This is a genomic window from Delftia sp. RIT313 (assembly GCF_000632165.1).
In the GTDB taxonomy this organism is placed as follows: Bacteria; Pseudomonadota; Gammaproteobacteria; order Burkholderiales; family Burkholderiaceae_C; genus Comamonas; species Comamonas acidovorans.
Genome location: NZ_JFYT01000090.1, coordinates 66,568 through 83,581 on the forward strand (window position 1 = coordinate 66,568; position 17,014 = coordinate 83,581).

Here is a 17,014-nt window from a genome sequence, read left to right on the forward strand (position 1 = left end):
AACGGGCACGGCTACTGGCGCTGCAGGCGCTCTCCGTTGCCCGAATGCATCATCTCGCCGCTGGCATCGACGATCCAGCTGCCGGTGCGGAACTGGCGCGCGGCCGAGAAATCGCTGCGCAGGCCGTTGGCATCCTCGATCTGCAGGCGCAGGTAGTAGCTGCCTGCGGGCAGCTCCTCGGTGCTCCATTGCGGCTGGTCGGTCCAGAGGTCCACCAGCGGCGCGGTGAACTCCTGGTCGCGCGCCACCATCACGTGGTAACGCTGGCCGGGCTCGCCGCTCCAGCGGATCTGGCGGCTGCCTTCGGCCGGGCCGTCGCCCATCTGCAGCGCGCTGGCCGAGGGCTGGGGAGGAACGGCCGCCAGTTGCATGGCCTGGGCTGCGGCAAACGGGCCCTGGTCGGGCTGTCCATCGGCCAGCGTGCGAATGCTGGCGGCACGCCAGAGATAGCGTCCGGCCGGCAGGCGGGCCAGCGTGGTGGGGGGCAGTGTGCAGTCGTTCAGGTCGCGTGCATCGATGGCGGGCTCGGCAAAGCCGGCCTGCGCATCGGCAGAGACGACCTGGATGCGGTAGCGCGCGGCGCCCACGACCTGGGTGCATTGCAGGCTGGCGCGGCCCAGGCCCACGGTGGCGTCGGCCTGCGGTGATTCATACAGCGGCGGCACGGGATGGGCCTTGACGCGCAGGGCGCGGCGGCTGGCGGCGCCCGGAATGCCCTGGGCATCGATGCCGCGCAGGGACAGCACGTAATCGCCGTCCTCCACGCCCGCCAGGCGAAGCGGCGATGCCGTGGCCTGGAAGCTGGCGCTGCGCAGCACCTGGGTCATGTCGGCATCGCGCGACAGCTGTAGCTGGTAACGCACGGCGCCCGGCAAGCCGGGCAGGGGCAGGCTGATCCAGTTGGCGTCTTCCGCCAGCGCGGGCCACGCCGTGATGTCGGGCGCGCCCAGCATGGGGCGGGGCTCGCCTACGCGACCATTGGCGGCCACGGCCACGCCCTGGCCCGGGCGCAGCAGCGCATCGCCAGTGTTCGCGCTTGAAGCGTCGGAGCCCACGGCGACGGTGCCTTCATCGACGGCGGCCGCCGTGCTGCCGGCGGCATCGGCCTGGACCAGGAAGCGGGTGCCGCGCACGCTGGTCGATGCAGCGGGCGTGCGGATCTCGAAGCGGCGCTGTGCGTTGCCGGGTTCGGGAGGCACCGAAGCCTCGACACCGCCCTCGCGCAGATCCAGCACGGACTGCAGGCTGCCGGCACGGCCCTTGCGGCGCATCTGGCGCAGCACCACATCGGACTGCGACTGCACGCGCACCAGGGAGCCATCGGCCAGGCGCACGGCGACGAATGCGTCCGGGGCCAGCTGCAGGCGCTCGCCTTCCTGCAGCGTCTGTCCCTTGCGCAGGGGCTGGCCCGCATCGTCTCCGGCCGCGCCCTGCGTATCGGCCAGGTGGTCCAGCGGGCGCGTGCTGCGCGCATCACCCTGCACGAATTCCACGGAGGCCACTGCGGCGCGCAGCAGGCGCACGGGGATCTCCAGCACGGAGCCGGGCCGCAGGCGGTAGGGATTGGACACGCCGTTGTGCTGCTGCAGATCGGTCCACTGGCGGGCATCGCCCAGGTAGCGGGCCGCCAACTGCTCCAGCGTGTCGCCGGCGACGACTCGGTGCGCCATCGTGTCGCCGTTGCGGCCCACGGGTTTGATCTGGGCCTGTGCGCCGCCCAGGCCCAGCAGCCCGAGAGCGGCCAGCATGCAGGCCCGCGATACGGGCCTGCCCAGGGCGGCAGGCATGTGTACGGTCATGATGCCTGCTGCAGCGCCTGCAGCGCTGCGTCGGGCACATCGAGGCGATAGCCATAGCCGTACACGGCACTGATGGCGTAGGGCTGTCCGGCGCGCAGGTTCAGCAGGGCGCGCAGGCGCGAGATATGCGTGTCCAGCGAGCGCGACTGCACTTCGGCGTTGTGCCCCCACACGGCTTCGCGCAGGTGCTCGCGCGACAGCAGCCGGCCCTGGTTCTGGAACAGGGTCAGGGCCAGCGTGTACTCGCGGTGCGTCACCTCGATGGGCTGGCCGTGCATTTCCAGGCTGTTGGTGGTGGTGAGGAAACGGTAGGGGCCGAACTCCAGCACGCTTTGCGTGTTCACCGGATAGGCGCGGCGCAACAGGGCGGCCATGCGCGCGCGCAGCTCGGCATGGCGCACGGGCTTGACCATGAAGTCGTCGGCGCCGCAGGACAGGCCCTCGACGATGTCGGCCTCTTCGCTGCGGTGGGTGATGATGAGGATGGGCAGCTCGCGGCTGACATGGCCACGCGCCCATCGCACCAGGTCCGTTCCTTCCATGTCCGGGAGGTGCCAGTCCACGATCAGCAGGTCGAAGCTCTCGCGGCGAAGCTCCAGTTGCAGGGCCGAGCCCGTCTGGTAGGTGTGGCAGCTGTGGCCCGTCTCCAGCGCGACCTGACGCAGCATCTCCAGTTGCAGCGGATCATCGTCCAGAGCAGCTATACGCATCCAAATGTCCTTTCACGCACGCGCCGCAATCCCGGCGCCGAGCCCGCGGGCAAGACTGCCCGCAAATAGGCGGTTTCTAAAGCGAAGCTTACCCTTACTCTGCGGCATCGCGCAGTTGCTGCAGGGCGGCCAGCACCAACTGGGGGTCTGCGGGCTGCAGCCGGGGCTGCAGTGCGGACAGGGCCGCCTCGCCTTCCTTTTGGAGCTGGCCAATGGCCTGGCCGGCTTCCTTGGGGGCGTCGAAGCCCAGGCTTTGCAGCAGCAGCTGGCCGTCGGCGGCGACGAGCTTGAAGTAGAACTTGCCGTCGGCTTCGCGGTATTGCTTGAACTGGGGCAGGGCCTGCCTGGCGGCCTTGGCCTTGGCGGCCACGGGCGCCTGTGCCAGGCTGCGCAGGCCGACGGCCGAGCGCAGTTCGCGGATCAGGGGCAGGGTCTCGCGGCGGGCCTTGGCGGCGCCGGCCTGCAGGATGTCCTCCAGCTCGGCAGGGTGGGCCACCAGGTGCTCGTAGCGCTCGCGCATGGGGGCCAGCTCGCGGTCGATGCGCTCGAACAGTTGCTGCTTGGCGTCGCCCCAGGCAATGCCTTCGGCGTACTGGCGGCGCAGCGCCTCGGTTTCCTCTTCGCTGGCAAAGCCCTGGTAGATCTGGAACAGGGCCGAGCCCTCGACTTCCTTGGGCTCGCCGGGCGTGCGCGAGTCGGTGGTGATGCTGCCGATGAGCTTGCGCAGCTGCTCGCGCGAGGAGAACAGCGGGATGGTGTTGTTGTAGCTCTTGCTCATCTTGCGGCCATCCAGGCCGGGCAGCGTGGCCACGTTCTCCTCGACCTGCGCCTCGGGCAGCGTGAAGAACTCGCCGCCGTAGATGTGGTTGAAGCTGGAGGCCATGTCGCGCGTCATCTCGATGTGCTGGACCTGGTCGCGGCCCACAGGCACCTTGTGCGCATTGAAGGCCAGGATGTCGGCCGCCATGAGCACGGGGTACATGAACAGGCCGGCGGTCACGCCGTCATCGGTCTCGGTGCCGTCCGCGTGGTTCTTGTCCACGGCCGCCTTGTAGGCGTGGGCACGGTTGAGCAGGCCCTTGCCGGTCACGCAGGTCAGCAGCCAGCACAGCTCGGGGATCTCGGGAATGTCGGACTGGCGGTAGAAGGTCACATGCTCGGGGTCCAGCCCCGCCGCCAGCCAGCTGGCCGCGATCTCGATGGTGGAGCGCTGCACGCGTGCCGGGTCCTGGCATTTGATCAGGGCGTGGTAGTCGGCCAGGAAGTAGAAGTTCTCGACCTCGCGCGAGCGGCTGGCCGCGATGGCCGGGCGCAGCATGCCGGCATAGTTGCCGAGGTGCGGGGTTCCGCTGGGAGTGATGCCGGTGAGGAAACGGATGGTGCTCATGACGGGAGGCTTCGACAGGCAAGAAAGAAAAACAGGGAGCCGCAGAGACAGCCGGTGGACCGTTCTGCAGCGCGTTCAGCGCAGCAGCGCGATCAGCGGGGTCAGCGCGAAGTCGATCACGGCGTAGCCCAGGTCCATCAGCGGGCGCAGCCACAGGCTGCCGACCACGCCGGCGATGACCAGGCCCATGACGATGAAAAAGCCCCAAGGCTCGATGCGCGCCACCCACTGCGCCTGGCGCCAGGGCAGCAGGCCGACAAGGATGCGGCCACCGTCCAGCGGCGGCAGCGGAAACAGGTTGAAGGCCCACATCACCAGATTGACCAGGATGCCGGCGCGGCACATTTCTATGAAGAAGCGCTCGCCCACGCCCGATCCCACCAGAACCACCAGCAGCACGCCCCACAGCAGGGCCTGCACGAAATTGGAGGCCGGGCCTGCCAGGGCCACCCAGATCATGTCGCGCTTGGGGTTGCGCAACTGGTCGAAGCGCACGGGCACGGGCTTGGCGTAGCCGAACAGAAAGGCGCCCGAGGTGGCGAAGTACAGCAGCAGCGGCATCAGGATGGTGCCGATGGGGTCGATGTGCTTGATGGGGTTGAGCGTGATGCGTCCCATCATGGCGGCCGTGTTGTCGCCGAAGTGGCGCGCGGCATAGCCATGGGCTGCCTCGTGCACCGTGATCGCGAAGAGCACGGGCAGGGCATAGATGAGTACGGTCTGGATGAGGTTGGAGATGTCCACGGCGGGCATTGTCTCAGACGCTGGCCACCCTTGCCGCTGGCAGCCGCCAGAGCCCGTGCGCTGCGCTCTGGCCGCGTGGATATGGTGGTTTCCCGCAGATTGGCAATGCCCCATTCTGTGTTGCAAAATGAAACACCGATGGGATGGTTCCCTCAACAGGTTTTTCACCAAGGCCCTCGGGCCATATGTACAAGAGGTGGCACGTGGGCGTACTGGGCTTGGGCAGGCTGCCGATAGGCTGGCGGCTGGTGATTGCGTTCGGCGGTATCAATCTGCTGGTCTTCACGATGATGGCGGTCACGGTGTTTTCACTGGGGCAGGCCGAACAGGCGCTGGCGGCCGGGGGAGCGACCACGGTGGCCGAGCAGGCGCTGGTGCATACGCGCTGGTGGGTGCTGGGGCTGGGCGCCGCCGTTTGCGTGCTGGCCCTGGTGGCCTGGTTCAGCCTGCGGCGGGGAATCGTGCAGCCGCTGGGCCAGGCCATCCTGATTGCCGAGACCGTGGCGGCCGGTGATTTGAGCCAGGAGTTCTCGACCGAGCTGCAGGGCGACTTCGGCCGCCTGCTGGGCGCGCTGGGCACCATGGAGGACACGCTGACCGAGCTGGTCGGCCGCATCAAGCAGTCCACGGATTCCATCGGCCTGTCGGCCGGCGAGATCGACGCCGGCAACTCCGACCTGTCGCGCCGCACCGAGGCCCAGGTCTCGGCGCTGGCCCAGACGGCCGCCAGCATGGAGCAGCTCACCGCCACCGTGCGCCAGAACGCCGACCGCGCGCATTCGGCCAGCGGCCTGGCCGTCGATGCCTCGTCCACCGCCAAGCGCGGCGGGGCCGTGGTGGGCGAGGTGGTGCAGACCATGGAGGCCATCAGCGGCAGCTCGCGCAAGATCGTGGACATCATCCAGGTCATCGAAGGCATCGCCTTCCAGACCAATATCCTGGCGCTCAACGCGGCCGTGGAGGCGGCGCGTGCGGGCGAGCAGGGCCGGGGCTTTGCCGTCGTGGCCAGCGAGGTGCGCAGCCTGGCCGGGCGCTCGGCCGAGGCCGCCAAGCAGATCAAGGAACTGATCACCACCAGCGTGCGCCAGGTGGAAAGCGGAGCCGGCCTGGTCAACCAGGCGGGCGCCACCATGCAGGAAATCGTGGGCGCCGTGGGCCAGGTATCGGGCCTGCTGGGCGAAATGTCGCAGGCGCTGCGCGAGCAAAGCGAGGGCATCGCCCAGGTCAACGCGGCCGTGGGCCACATGGACAGCGCCACCCAGGAGAACGCAGCCCTGGTGCAGCAGGCCTCGCGCGCGGCCTCGGCGTTGAGCGAGCGCGCCCAGGATCTGGAGCAGGCGGTGGGCGCCTTCAAGCTCGATGACGAGCCAGAGTCTGCGGCGGGCGCGGGGTTCTCGGCAGCGCAGGCCAGGCCCGCGCTGGCCCCGTCCGTTGCCGTGGCGCCCACAGTAAGTTTGCCAAGTTCTCCAAGTTCGCCAAGGCCGCCGCAGCGTACGCCGACGCCTGCGGCCCGGTCGCTGCGGTCGCTGGAATTGGCGCAGCACTGATCTGCATCTCTCTCGTCAGCGTCCCTTCACAACACAAACGCCGGGCTTGCCCGGCGTTTGTCTTTCATGCGGTGCGGAGCATAGCCCCTGCTCGGGCCATCTTCGCCAGGCCATCTTCATCAGGCCATCTCAAGGCCCAGGGCGTCCAGGCTGCCCCTTCCCTGGCGCACCACGGTCGGCGGATTGCCCAGGGCCATGGGAACCAGGTCGATCACGGTGGTCGGCTCCGAAGGGCAGGCGCCTGCATCGACGATGGCGTCAAGCTCGTGGGGGAAGCGCTCCAGGATGGCATCCGCGTCGTGCAGGGCCTCGGTCTCGCCCGGCGGGATCAGCGTGGTGGCGATCAGCGGCTCGCCCAGTTGCTCCAGCAGCAGCTGCGTGCCCTTGCGGTCCGGCACGCGCAGGCCGATGGTCTTGCGCGACGGATGGCTCAGGCGCTTGGGCACTTCCTTGGAGGCTTCCAGGATGAAGGTGTACGGCCCCGGCGTGGCCAGCTTGAGCAGGCGGTACTGTCGGTTGTCCACGCGCGCATAGCTGGACAGCTCCGACAGGTCGCGGCACAGCAGCGTGAGATGGTGCTTGTCGTTGATCTGCCGGATGCGGCGAAGCCGCTCCACCGCAGGGCGGTCGTCCAGATGGCAGACCAGCGCGTAGCTGGAATCCGTGGGAATGGCCAGGATGGCGCCCTGGCGCAGCATGTCGGCGGCCTGCTTGATGAGACGGGGCTGGGGATTGTCGGGGTGGGCTTCGAAGCGTAGGACCATGGTGTGCGTTGTTGGCGGGAGGAGCTCAGGCCAGCTGTATGCGCTCGCTCAGCAGTTCCCATACCGGCGTCAGCTGGCCCGGCAGGTAGGGCAGGTCGCCCAGATCGGTGTGCGATTCCTCGGGGCTGTGGAAATCGCTGCCGCGCGATGCGGCCAGGCCGAATTCGCGCGCCATGTCGGCATAGATGGTGTATTCGCTGGGCCGGTGGCTGCCGGTGACGACCTCGACGCCCTGGCCGCCATGGGCCTTGAATTCGGAAAACAGCGCGTATTCCTCGTTGGCGGTGAGCGCGTAGCGGGCCGGATGGGCGATCACCGCCACACCGCCGGCCTGCGTGATCCAGCGCACGGCGTCGGCCAGGCGGGCCCAGGTGTGGGGCACGTAGCCGGGATGGCCTTCGGTCAGGTAGTGGCGGAACACCTCGCCCGTGTCGCGGCAGCGGCCCGATTCCACGAGAAAGCGTGCGAAATGGGTGCGTGAGATCAGGCCGGGATTGCCAGCGAAGCGCAGCGCGCCTTCGTAGCTGCCTTCGATGCCGGCCAGCTCCAGCTGGCGGGCCATCTCACGGGCGCGTGGGCCGCGCCCGTCGCGCGTGGCGTGCAGCCCTTCGAGCAGGGCGGGGTCGTCCGCGTCAAAGCCCAGTCCCACGATGTGCACGGTGGCACCTGCAAAGCTCACCGAGATCTCGGCGCCCGTCAGGTAGTCCATGCCGCAGGCGCGCGCGGCGGCGGCGGCGCGGTGCTGGCCGCCGACTTCGTCATGGTCGGTCAGCGCCCACAGCTGCACGCCCCGGGAGGCGGCGCGTTCGGCCAGTTGCTCCGGCGTCAGCGTTCCATCCGAGACCACGGAGTGGCTATGCAGATCGGCGTTCAGATAGGACTTGGGCACCGGTCCATTGTAGGTGTCGGTGCTTTTCCGAGCCGGGCAGTGCGGCTGGGGGACTTCCCTGAGTGCGGGTTAACAGGCCTCAATAGTGACGGATGCATGACGATGATCAGCCAGGCGCCGTCAAGGGTGGACAAGAATGGTTTCCGGAGCGATGGGCGGCAGGGGCGCCATGGCCTGGCTCCGGCATTGTTATAAAAAAGATCGGTTTTTCCATGAATCTGAATCAAATCACGGTCGCCCAGAAGCTGTGGGCCCTGGTGCTGGGACTGCTGGTGAGCATGCTGGTGGTCAACGGCGGCATCTTGGTCTATCTGCACGGGGTCAACGAGAAGATCAACACCGATGTGATGACCGCGCAAAGCGGCGCCACGCTGGCGCGCGAGTGGCGGCATCTGACGCAGATGAGCGTGGAGCGCTCCATCGTCGCGGCCATGTCGCCCGACGAGACGCTGGCCGCGCAGCAGCGCGCGTTGATGAGCAAGGGCATAGAGCGCATCAACGTGCTGCAAAAGCAGGTGGGCGACCTGCAGCTGGGCACGCAGTCCAAGCAGGCGCTGGACGCCGTGGCGGCCGAGCGCCGCGAGACGCTCAAGGCCAACTCGGCGGCCCAGGAGGCGCGCAAGGCCAGCGATTTCGCCACCACGTTCGACATCGTTGAAAAGCAGCTGCGCCCGGCGGCCGAGCGCTACAACAGCGCGCAGGAAGCCTTCGTGCAGCAACTGGAGCGCCAAAGCGAGCTGGCGCGCGAGGAAGGCGTGGCCCATCGGCGCCAGGCGTACTGGATCGGTGCGCTGACCAGTGCGGTCATCGTGGCCCTGGGCCTGTTCATGGGGGTGGCCATCATGCGGTCGATCACGCGGCCGCTGGACCAGGCCGTGGCCCTGGCCGACGGCATTGCCGCAGGCGACCTCACGGGCTCGGTGCAAAGCAACCGGGGCGATGAGCTGGGCCATCTGCTGGGCGCACTCAACGGCATGGCGCAGCGGCTGCGCGGCGTGGTGGGCGAAGTGCGCTCTGGCGTGGAGTCCGTGTCCACGGCCTCCAACCAGATCGCCAGCGGCAACCAGGACCTGTCCTCGCGCACCGAGCAGACAGCGGCCAACCTGGAGGAGACGGCGGCCAGCATGGAAGAGCTGACGGCCACCGTCACCCAGTCGGCCGACACGGCGCGCCAGGCCAACCAGCTGGCGGCCACGGCCGCGCAGGCGGCCGAGCAGGGCGGTGCCGTGGTGGCCCAGGTGGTCACCAGCATGCAGCAGATCACGGACAGCAGCCGCAAGATCGCCGACATCATCGGCGTGATCGACGGCATTGCCTTTCAGACCAATATCCTGGCGCTGAACGCCGCCGTGGAAGCGGCCCGCGCAGGCGAGCAGGGCCGGGGCTTTGCCGTGGTGGCGGGCGAGGTGCGTTCGCTGGCCCAGCGCAGCGCCGAGGCGGCCAAGGAAATCAAGCTGCTGATCACCACCAGCGTGGACAACGTGCAGTCGGGCTCGAAGCAGGTGGAGCAGGCGGGGCGTTCCATGGAGGAAATCGTCTCCAGCGTGCGCCGCGTCAGCGACCTCATCGGCGAGATCACGGCCTCGTCCACCGAGCAGCGCGACGGCATCGGCCAGGTCAACCAGGCCGTGACCCAGCTCGACCAGATGACCCAGCAGAACGCGGCCCTGGTCGAGGAATCCAGCGCGGCTGCGCTGGCCATGCAGGACCAGGCGCGGCGCCTGTCCGAGGTGGTGGCGGTGTTCAAGCTGGGACAGGAGGGCAGCGCACTGGCGCCGGCCAGGGCACACGTGCCAGCCACCGCAGCGGCACGCCGGCCGGCATCTATCGGCGCAACCGGTGCAACTGCTGCGGTGCGCCCTGCGCCTGCGGCACCCGTACGTCCAGCGCGCGCCGTGCGCAATGCGCCGGCGCCCCAGAAGATCCAGCAGCCCGTGGCGAAGGCCCCCGCCAGGACAGCGGCCAAGGCCGGGGCGGACGACGACTGGGAGACCTTCTGACCGGGAGGAGCGGGGATGCAGGCCGGCGTGCAAGTCAGCGCCGGCCTGCAGGCCTTCGTCAGTTGCGCGGCTTGCCGTAGTCGGGCGAGCGCGGGCCTGGCAGCAGTCCGCGCTGCGCCATGGGCGACAGCAGGCGCTGGTTGGCGATGGAGGCGATCTGCACGCTGCGGTCGTTCATGGTGTCCAGGATCTGGTTGAGCAGTGCCGTCACCAGGATGCCGACCAGTCCGCCGCCGGAGCTTTGCCCTTCGGCGCTGGAGGCCGTGGCACTGCCATCCCACAGCTGGGTGCCGGTGCGCAGGTCCACCAGCCTGGCCTCCAGCGTGACCACGGAGGCGCTGCTGATCACCGCATAGCTGGTGCCGTAATTGCGGATGTTCAGGTACAGGGCCGCATCGGCGCCAAAGATTTCACGGAGCTTGGCCACGGGCAGTTCCTGGGCGTCGTCGGCGCTGACGATGCCGTTCTGGCGGAACATTTCCTCGGTGACAGCCACGGGCAGAACGTAGTAGCCGGCCTCGGCCAGCGGCAGCGTGATCTGGGACAGCACGCCCGCCGGTGCATTCACTTCCGGGGACTGGTTCAGCGCAGGCATGACCAGGATGGAGGCAGGCTTGGATGCCCGCAGCGCCGAATAGTCATAGGGCGCGGTGGTGGCGCACCCGGTCAGCGCCACGGTCATGGCAAGAGCCAGGGTCTTGATGTGATCGGTCAGGCGCATGTCAATTCTTGCGGGCCGTGAAGGTTTGCAGCAGCGTGTCCATGAAGGTGGCGGACTCGGGGAAATGCTGTTTTTCCTCGGCCAGTTGCTCCACCGTCTTTTCGTTGTTGCCGGTCCGGGAATAGAGCATGGCCATATGGGCGCGGTAGCCGGGCGGCAGCGCCTTTCCCTCGGCCTGCACCTTCAGGCGGGCTTCTTCCAGCTTGAGCAATTGGTCCTCGGCGCCGGTACTGCCGTCATCCTTGAGGTATTGGTAGACCTGGGGCTGGTAGTCATTCCAGGCATACAACGGCTGGCGCGGCGCAGCGCAGCCGGCCAAAGTGGCGCAGATGGCCAGCGCGGCCAGGGCCGTTGCCGAATGGATGGGGCGCTTCATTGCGCGGGCTTCCATGCGCCGCTGTCAATGCCGGCCGCCAGCTTGTCCACGGCTTCGCGGATGGCCAGATCCAGTACCTTGCCGTTGAGCGTGGAGTCATAGCCGGCCGTGCTGCCGAATCCCACGATTTCGCGGTTCGACAGGCTGTATTCGCCGGCACCCTGCACCGAATAGACGACTTCGGAAGTCTGCACCCGGACGATGTTCAGGCTGACCTTGGCATAGGCCACCTGCTCCTTGCCACGGCCGAGCACGCCGAAGAACTGGCGGTCCCCGACCACCTTGCGGCCGAACTCGCTCACGTCGCCGGTCACGACGTAGGTGGCGCCCTTGATCGCTTGCTCCTGCTTGTTGAAGCCCGCTTCCTGGCGGGTCTCGGACATGTTGTCGCGGTCCAGCACGCTGAATCGGCCGCTTTGCTGCAGATGGGTCACCAAGATGGTTCTGGCCTGGCCACCGAGGCGATCGACGCCGTCCGAGAAAATGCCGCGCTGAAAGCTGGAGCGGTTGTCGAATTTGCCCACGGAAATGGGGCTGCGCGGGCCTTGATAGGCGATGGATGCAGAAGCGGGCTTGGCTGTTTCAAGCGTGCGCGATTGCTCTGTGGTGGCGCAGCCGGAAAGGCCGGCGGCCAGGGTAATGGCAATGGCCGTGCAAGGCCACAGGCGAGAGGTCATGAGTATTTCCCCGGTTTTCTTGGAATGAATTTGCAATAATTTGTTGCAAAAACCGGGGATATTAACCGAGGGGCACCGTGAATGGCGCCCCGGGTCTCTAGGACGCGTCCGAATGCACTCCCTCGATCAGGAATTGCACCTTGCGCTCTCCGCGCCATTCATTGATGTCCATGCGAAAGGCAATGCAGGCCGATGGCGGCAGCGGGTCGGTATGGCCGAACCAGATGCCGTCCACGGTTTCGCCCTGATGGCGCAATTGCAGTTTCAGGTGCTTTTCACCGACCAGGCGCTGTGAGAGCACTTCCAGTTGCTCGCTGAAGGTGGGCGGGGCAAAGCCCTGGCCCCAGACCGCGAGATTGAGCTGCTCGACCATTTCGGGCTTGCGGAAATCCGGGTCCAGCGGTCCGTCGGTCTCTATGCGGCGCGTCAGCGTGGCCGCGTCCAGCCATTCCTGTGCCACCTGGGCCAGGGCCTTCTCGAACACCGCGAAACCGGCCTCGGCAATGGTGCAGCCGGCCGCCATGGCGTGGCCGCCAAAGCGCAGCAGCAGGCCGGGGTGGCGCTTGGATACCAGGTCCAGCGCGTCGCGCAGGTGAAAGCCGGGAATGGAGCGGCCCGAGCCCTTGAGTTCATGCTCGTGCCCCGGCGCGCCGCTGGCGGCGAAGACGAAGCTGGGCCGGTGCATGCGGTCCTTGATGCGCGAGGCCACGATGCCGACCACGCCCTCGTGGAAGTCGGGGTCGAACACGCTGATGGCGGCCGGCGGCGTCATGCCGTCCTCGCACAGGCCTTCGGCCATGAGCAGGGCCTGCTCGCGCATGCCGCCTTCCAGTTCGCGGCGTTCGCGATTGATGGCGTCCAGCATCTGCGCCAGGTTGGCGGCGCGGCCCGCATCGTCCGTGGTCAGGCACTCGATGCCGATGGTCATGTCGGACAGCCGGCCTGCGGCATTGATGCGCGGGCCCAGGGCAAAGCCGAAGTCGAACGTGGTGGCCGCAAAGGCCTTGCGGCCAGCGGCTTCGAACAGGGCCAGCAGGCCCGGCTGCATCTGGCCACGGCGGATCTGCTTCAGGCCCAGGGCGACCAGGCGGCGGTTGTTGGCGTCCAGCCGGACCACGTCGGCCACCGTGCCCAGGGCGACCAGGGGCAGCAGGGCCTCCAGCCGGGGCTGGCTGGCCTTGTCGAAGCGGCCGCGCGCGCGCAGCTCGGCACGCAGGGCCAGCAGCACGTAGAACATCACGCCGACACCGGCCATGGACTTGCTCTCGAAGCTGCAGCCGGGCTGGTTGGGGTTGACGATGGCATCGGCCAGCGGCAGGTGGTTGCCGGGCAGGTGGTGGTCGGTGACGACCACCTGCAGGCCCAGGGCCTTGGCCTCGGCCACGCCTTCGACGCTGGCAATGCCGTTGTCCACGGTGACCATCACTTCGGCGCCGGTTTCCTTGACGCGGCGTGCGATGGGCGGCGTCAGGCCGTAGCCGTCCACCACGCGGTCGGGCACCAGGTAGCTGACCTCGGTCGCGCCCAGCATGCGCAGGCCGCGCCAGCCCACGGCGCAGGCGGTGGCGCCGTCGCAGTCGTAGTCGGCCACGATGCACAGGCGCAGGCCGCGCTCTATGGCATCGGCCAGCAGCCGCACGGCGGCCTCCATGCCCAGCAGGCCGGAGGGGGCCAGCAGGCGTGCAGGCGTGTCGTCCAGTTCGTCGGCGGAGCACACGCCGCGTGCGGCGTAGAGCTGGGCCAGCAGAGGGTGGACGCCGGCCTGGCGCAGTGCCGAGGCCTGCTGCGCAGGGATCTCGCGGGGGATGATTTTCATGGGCAATGTGTCAGAGCATGCGGCCCAGGTCGGGCAGGGCGCGGGGGCCGAAAAGGCCCGCCAGCCTGTCCAGCCAGCGCGGCGGGCGGCTGCTCCATGCGATGGCATGGCGTTCGCCGCACAGCGTCAGCGTGAGCGGGTGGCCTGCGCGCACGCGCTCCAGCAGGCGGGCGATGAGCCCGGCGTCCAGCGCCTTCCAGGCCTCGCGCCACGCAGCGGGGTTGCCCTGCAGGGCTGCGGCGTGAAGGTCGTCCAGGCATTGCACGGCGGCCTTGGCGGCGGTGGCCGTGCCGGGCTGCAGGCGCCCGGCGCCGTGGACCCAGAAGGCGTTGATGGGCACCTGGCCGCGCGCGGCGCGGGCATCGTTGAAGACATGGGTGTAGAGCAGCATCTGCACCTCGCTTTGCAGGCGGTGCAGGGCGCGCGCCTGCTGCGCATCGGGCAGCCAGGGCCGCACGTCGCGGCCGATGACGCGGTCCATGGAGGCCGTGGCCAGGTCATCGAACAGCGCACCGCGCGCCAGCCAGCGCTGCGGCTGCTGGTACTCCAGCACGATGCCGTCGTCGGCGAACCAGGGCGCCAGCAGGGCCAGCAGCTGGCGGGATTCCTCATCGCTGAGGGGTGTGGTGGCGGGATCGCTCTGGTGGACCTGGTCTGCGCCTATGTGCCAGTGGCAGGGCGTGACATAGGCGCAGGCCTGCGCCGTCTCACCGGCCTGCCAGGCGGCCCAGGCAATCAGGCCCGGCGCATCGGGCAGGCCCAGCGAGCGCGCCAGGGCGCGTTCGTGGGGGGGAGAAAAATCCATCTCCGTGCCGGTCTGTGCGGGCGCGGGCTGCATCAACGCCAGCAGGGATTGGAGATGGGGCAACTCCAGTCCGCCCCAGACGGCCGCGACGGCAGCGTCATCCGCTGCATCCGAGGACGGACCGCCGGCATAGGGGATGATCCATTCGGTCGTTTCCTCCAGCGGGGCTTGGGTGGAGGACACCAGGGGCGCGGTCAAAAGCATGGCCGCTATTGTCGGGCATGGGGTGCCGCAGTGCCGGCGCCTTCGTTTTTCCCCTTGGAGCGCGGTTCAGCGCTGGGGCATGTCGCGGGCCGAAGAGACCAGGCTGACCGCGGCGTCCTCGGGAATGGGCGGCATGCCCTGGTTCCAGTCTTCCCAGGCGCTGCGCATGGCGGCCAGACGCTCGGGCGCGCGCGCTGCCTGGTTGGCGCGCTCGCGCTCGTCGGCGGCAAGGTCGAACAGGTAGTCGATGCCGTCCACGCGCAGGTACTTCCAGTCGCCATCGCGCAGCGCGCGCTGGCCCCGGTGCTTCATGCGCCAGTGCAGGGTGCGCGGGAATTCGGCATCTTCGGCGCGCAGCACGGGCAGCAGGGAGACGCCGTCCAGCGCATGGCCGGCCGGCGCCTGCACGCCGGCGGCATCCAGCACCGTGGCCGACCAGTCCATGCTCATGCAGTGCTGGGGGCTGCTGCGGCCCGGTGCGATCACGGCCGGCCAGTGCGCGATCCAGGGCACGCGTATGCCGCCCTCGGTCAGGTCCATCTTGCCGCCGACCAGGGGCCAGTTGTCGGAGAAGCGTTCGCCGCCGTTGTCGCTGGTGAAGACGATGAGGGTGTTGTCCAGCTGCCCGTTGGCGCGCAGCGCCTCGACGATCCAGCCTATGCCTTCGTCCATGTGGTGGATCATGCGGCGGTACTGGTGGATGTTGCCGCCGTCCAGGTGGGCAATGCCTGCGCCCAGCGCCTCGGCCGTGCTGCGGTCATCGCGCGTTTCCCAGGGCCAGTGCGGCGCCGTGTAGTGCAGGCTCAGGAAGAAGGGCGCATCGCCTTGGGCCATGCGGTGGACGAAGTCCACGCTGCGCTGCGACAGCAGGTCGGTCAGGTAGCCCTCGTCATGGTGTTCCTCCTCGCCCACCCACAGGTCGTGCTGGCCCGAGCTGCTCAGATGGGTGAAGTAGTCCACGCCGCCCGACATGGGGCCGAAGTATTCCTCGTAGCCCGAGCGCAGCGGGCCGAAGTGCGGCGGGTAGCCCAGGTGCCATTTGCCGATCAGCGCCGTGCGGTAGCCGGCATCCCTGAGCATCGATGAGACGGTGGGCATGTCCGGCGGCAGGCCCAGCTTCTCGCCCAGCGGCGTGCCGCGTGTCTTGCTGTTGATGGGTTCCTCGGCCGCACCGCGCAGGCGGTACTGGTAGCGCGCCGTGGCCAGGGCAAAGCGCGTGGGAGAGCACACGGGCGAGTTGGCATAGCCCTGGGTGAGCCTGAGGCCGCCGGCGGCCAGGCGGTCAAGCACCGGGGACACCGCTCCGAAGTCGGCCGCGCGGCCGCCGTAGCAGCCGAGGTCGGCATAGCCGAGGTCGTCGGCCACGATGAAGAGGATATTGGGACGGGACATGGAAATGCGCTCTGTGCAGGGTTGTGGGCGGGAAGCGGCGGCGCTCATTCCATCTTCATTCCGGTGGACTGGATCACGGTCCGGTAGCGGTCGGCCAGCGCCTGTATGCGTTCGGCGGCGGCCGGGCCGGTCAGGCCTTCGTAGAACAGGTCGTTGGCGCGCAAGCGCTCGCGCAGGGCCGGATCCTTCATGGCCTTTTCCAGCGCGGACTGGATTCTTGCGACCAGGGGCTCGGGCGTGGCGGCAGGCACCCACAGGGCGAACAGCACTTCCTGCTCCAGGTCCTTGTGGCCCAGCTCGCCCACGGTGGGCACGCCGGGCACCAGCGGGTTGCGCTGGCGCGTGGTCACGGCCAGCGGCACGACCTTGCCGGCCGCCACCTGGCCCAGCATGGCCGAGGAGCTGATGATGCCGCCATCCACCTCGCCCGCCAGCACGGCCGTGCTGGCCGGGGCGTTGCCCTTGTAGGGCACGTGGCTGACCTTGGCGCCCGTGGCATGGGTGAGGATGGCCGAGGCCAGGTGGCCCGGCGTGCCGTAGCCGGCCGAGCCCAGCGTCAGGCCGCTTCTCTTGCCCTGGGCGATGAACTGGTCCAGGGTCCTGAGGCCTGTGCCTGGGTTGACGGCCACCATCATTCCCTGCGAGGCGATCATCATCACGGGACGCAGGTCCGTGCCCTTGAACGGCATGCTCTTGTAGATGAAGGGATTGACGGTGAAGGTCGTGTCGATGCCGACCAGCAGCGTGTAGCCGTCGCCGGGCGCCTTGGCCGCGTTGTCGGTGCCGATGTTGCCGCCCGCGCCGGGCCGGTTGTCCACGACGAAGGGCTGTTTGAGTTCACGCTGCAGTACCTCGCCCAGGCTGCGCGCCAGGATGTCGGCAGCGCCGGCGGGCGCGAAGGCGACGACGATGCGCACGGGTTTGGCGGGCCAGGCCGCGGCATCGGCGGCCGCATCGGCCCGGGCGCCAGCGCCGGAGCCCAGGCCCAGCAGAAGGGCCAGGCCGGCCCGCAGCAGCGGGCTGCGCAAGGCATGGGTGGCATGGGTGGCTTGGAACAGGGAAAACATGGTGGCGAACTTTCTGCGCTGCGGGGGCGCCGGGCTTTGCGAGAATCCCCAGGCCGGCTCCGGACGGTGGCTCCCGTTGTCTCCTTTCCGGACGGGGCCACTGTAGAAGTCCCCGC

General features: G+C 68.6%; 15 protein-coding genes. 2 read left to right on the top strand and 13 right to left on the bottom strand.

What is annotated here, in order from left to right; genetic code table 11:
* Positions 1-11: 11 nt before the first annotated feature.
* The 4 genes from BW39_RS25845 to BW39_RS25860 form a co-directional block, all read right to left on the bottom strand.
* Positions 12-1,799 carry a FecR family protein gene (locus tag BW39_RS25845; RefSeq protein WP_043824998.1) on the bottom strand — a complete coding sequence of 596 codons (1,788 nt, stop codon included), beginning with the start codon at positions 1,797-1,799 and terminating at the stop codon, positions 12-14.
* Complete coding sequence (locus BW39_RS25850) at positions 1,796-2,509, bottom strand: response regulator transcription factor (protein ID WP_012207214.1); 714 nt, start codon at positions 2,507-2,509, stop codon at positions 1,796-1,798. The genes BW39_RS25845 and BW39_RS25850 overlap by 4 nt, the downstream gene beginning before the upstream one ends.
* A gap of 94 nt (positions 2,510-2,603) precedes the next feature.
* Entirely contained in the window at positions 2,604-3,896 is a 1,293-nt protein-coding gene (locus BW39_RS25855; protein ID WP_043825000.1) for a tryptophan--tRNA ligase, read from the bottom strand.
* Positions 3,897-3,971: 75 nt separating this feature from the next.
* The gene (locus tag BW39_RS25860; RefSeq protein ID WP_013800873.1) at positions 3,972-4,649 is read right to left on the bottom strand and encodes a site-2 protease family protein; all 678 of its coding nucleotides are present in this window, start codon (positions 4,647-4,649) and stop codon (positions 3,972-3,974) included.
* A gap of 176 nt (positions 4,650-4,825) precedes the next feature.
* Here BW39_RS25860 and BW39_RS25865 point away from each other — a divergent pair, with 176 nt between their 5' ends.
* Complete coding sequence (locus BW39_RS25865; protein WP_043825002.1) at positions 4,826-6,187, top strand: methyl-accepting chemotaxis protein; 1,362 nt, start codon at positions 4,826-4,828, stop codon at positions 6,185-6,187.
* A gap of 119 nt (positions 6,188-6,306) precedes the next feature.
* Here the strand turns inward: BW39_RS25865 and BW39_RS25870 are convergent, their stop codons facing one another.
* Together BW39_RS25870 and BW39_RS25875 are read right to left on the bottom strand one after the other, a co-directional pair.
* Entirely contained in the window at positions 6,307-6,951 is a 645-nt protein-coding gene (locus BW39_RS25870; protein WP_012207210.1) for an L-threonylcarbamoyladenylate synthase, read from the bottom strand.
* A gap of 25 nt (positions 6,952-6,976) precedes the next feature.
* Positions 6,977-7,840: a 3',5'-nucleoside bisphosphate phosphatase gene (locus BW39_RS25875; RefSeq protein ID WP_013800875.1), complete on the bottom strand. Its 864-nt coding sequence runs from the start codon at positions 7,838-7,840 to the stop codon at positions 6,977-6,979.
* A 212-nt stretch (positions 7,841-8,052) separates the two neighbouring features.
* Here BW39_RS25875 and BW39_RS25880 point away from each other — a divergent pair, with 212 nt between their 5' ends.
* Entirely contained in the window at positions 8,053-9,840 is a 1,788-nt protein-coding gene (locus tag BW39_RS25880) for a methyl-accepting chemotaxis protein (RefSeq protein WP_043825004.1), read from the top strand.
* Between the two features lie 58 nt (positions 9,841-9,898).
* Here BW39_RS25880 and BW39_RS25885 read toward each other — a convergent pair whose 3' ends face one another.
* The 7 genes from BW39_RS25885 to BW39_RS25915 all read right to left on the bottom strand — a co-directional run bounded on the left by BW39_RS25885 (position 9,899) and on the right by BW39_RS25915 (position 16,898).
* Complete coding sequence (locus tag BW39_RS25885; protein WP_013800877.1) at positions 9,899-10,561, bottom strand: DUF799 domain-containing protein; 663 nt, start codon at positions 10,559-10,561, stop codon at positions 9,899-9,901.
* Position 10,562: 1 nt separating this feature from the next.
* Positions 10,563-10,937, bottom strand: coding sequence for a DUF4810 domain-containing protein (locus tag BW39_RS25890; RefSeq protein ID WP_043825006.1), 375 nt, complete (start codon positions 10,935-10,937; stop codon positions 10,563-10,565).
* Positions 10,934-11,614, bottom strand: coding sequence for a CsgG/HfaB family protein (locus BW39_RS25895; RefSeq protein WP_043825007.1), 681 nt, complete (start codon positions 11,612-11,614; stop codon positions 10,934-10,936). Before BW39_RS25895 ends, BW39_RS25890 begins: the two co-directional genes overlap by 4 nt.
* A gap of 97 nt (positions 11,615-11,711) precedes the next feature.
* On the bottom strand, positions 11,712-13,430 hold the full coding sequence (gene recJ / locus BW39_RS25900; protein ID WP_043825009.1) for a single-stranded-DNA-specific exonuclease RecJ: 1,719 nt from the start codon (positions 13,428-13,430) through the stop codon (positions 11,712-11,714).
* Between the two features lie 10 nt (positions 13,431-13,440).
* Entirely contained in the window at positions 13,441-14,439 is a 999-nt protein-coding gene (locus tag BW39_RS25905) for a phosphoglycerate mutase (RefSeq protein WP_043825011.1), read from the bottom strand.
* Positions 14,440-14,505: 66 nt separating this feature from the next.
* Positions 14,506-15,831 carry a sulfatase family protein gene (locus BW39_RS25910; RefSeq protein ID WP_043825013.1) on the bottom strand — a complete coding sequence of 442 codons (1,326 nt, stop codon included), beginning with the start codon at positions 15,829-15,831 and terminating at the stop codon, positions 14,506-14,508.
* Positions 15,832-15,875: 44 nt separating this feature from the next.
* Positions 15,876-16,898 (bottom strand): tripartite tricarboxylate transporter substrate binding protein, encoded by a 1,023-nt coding sequence (locus tag BW39_RS25915; RefSeq protein WP_043825014.1) that lies wholly within the window; start codon positions 16,896-16,898, stop codon positions 15,876-15,878.
* Positions 16,899-17,014: the final 116 nt, after the last annotated feature.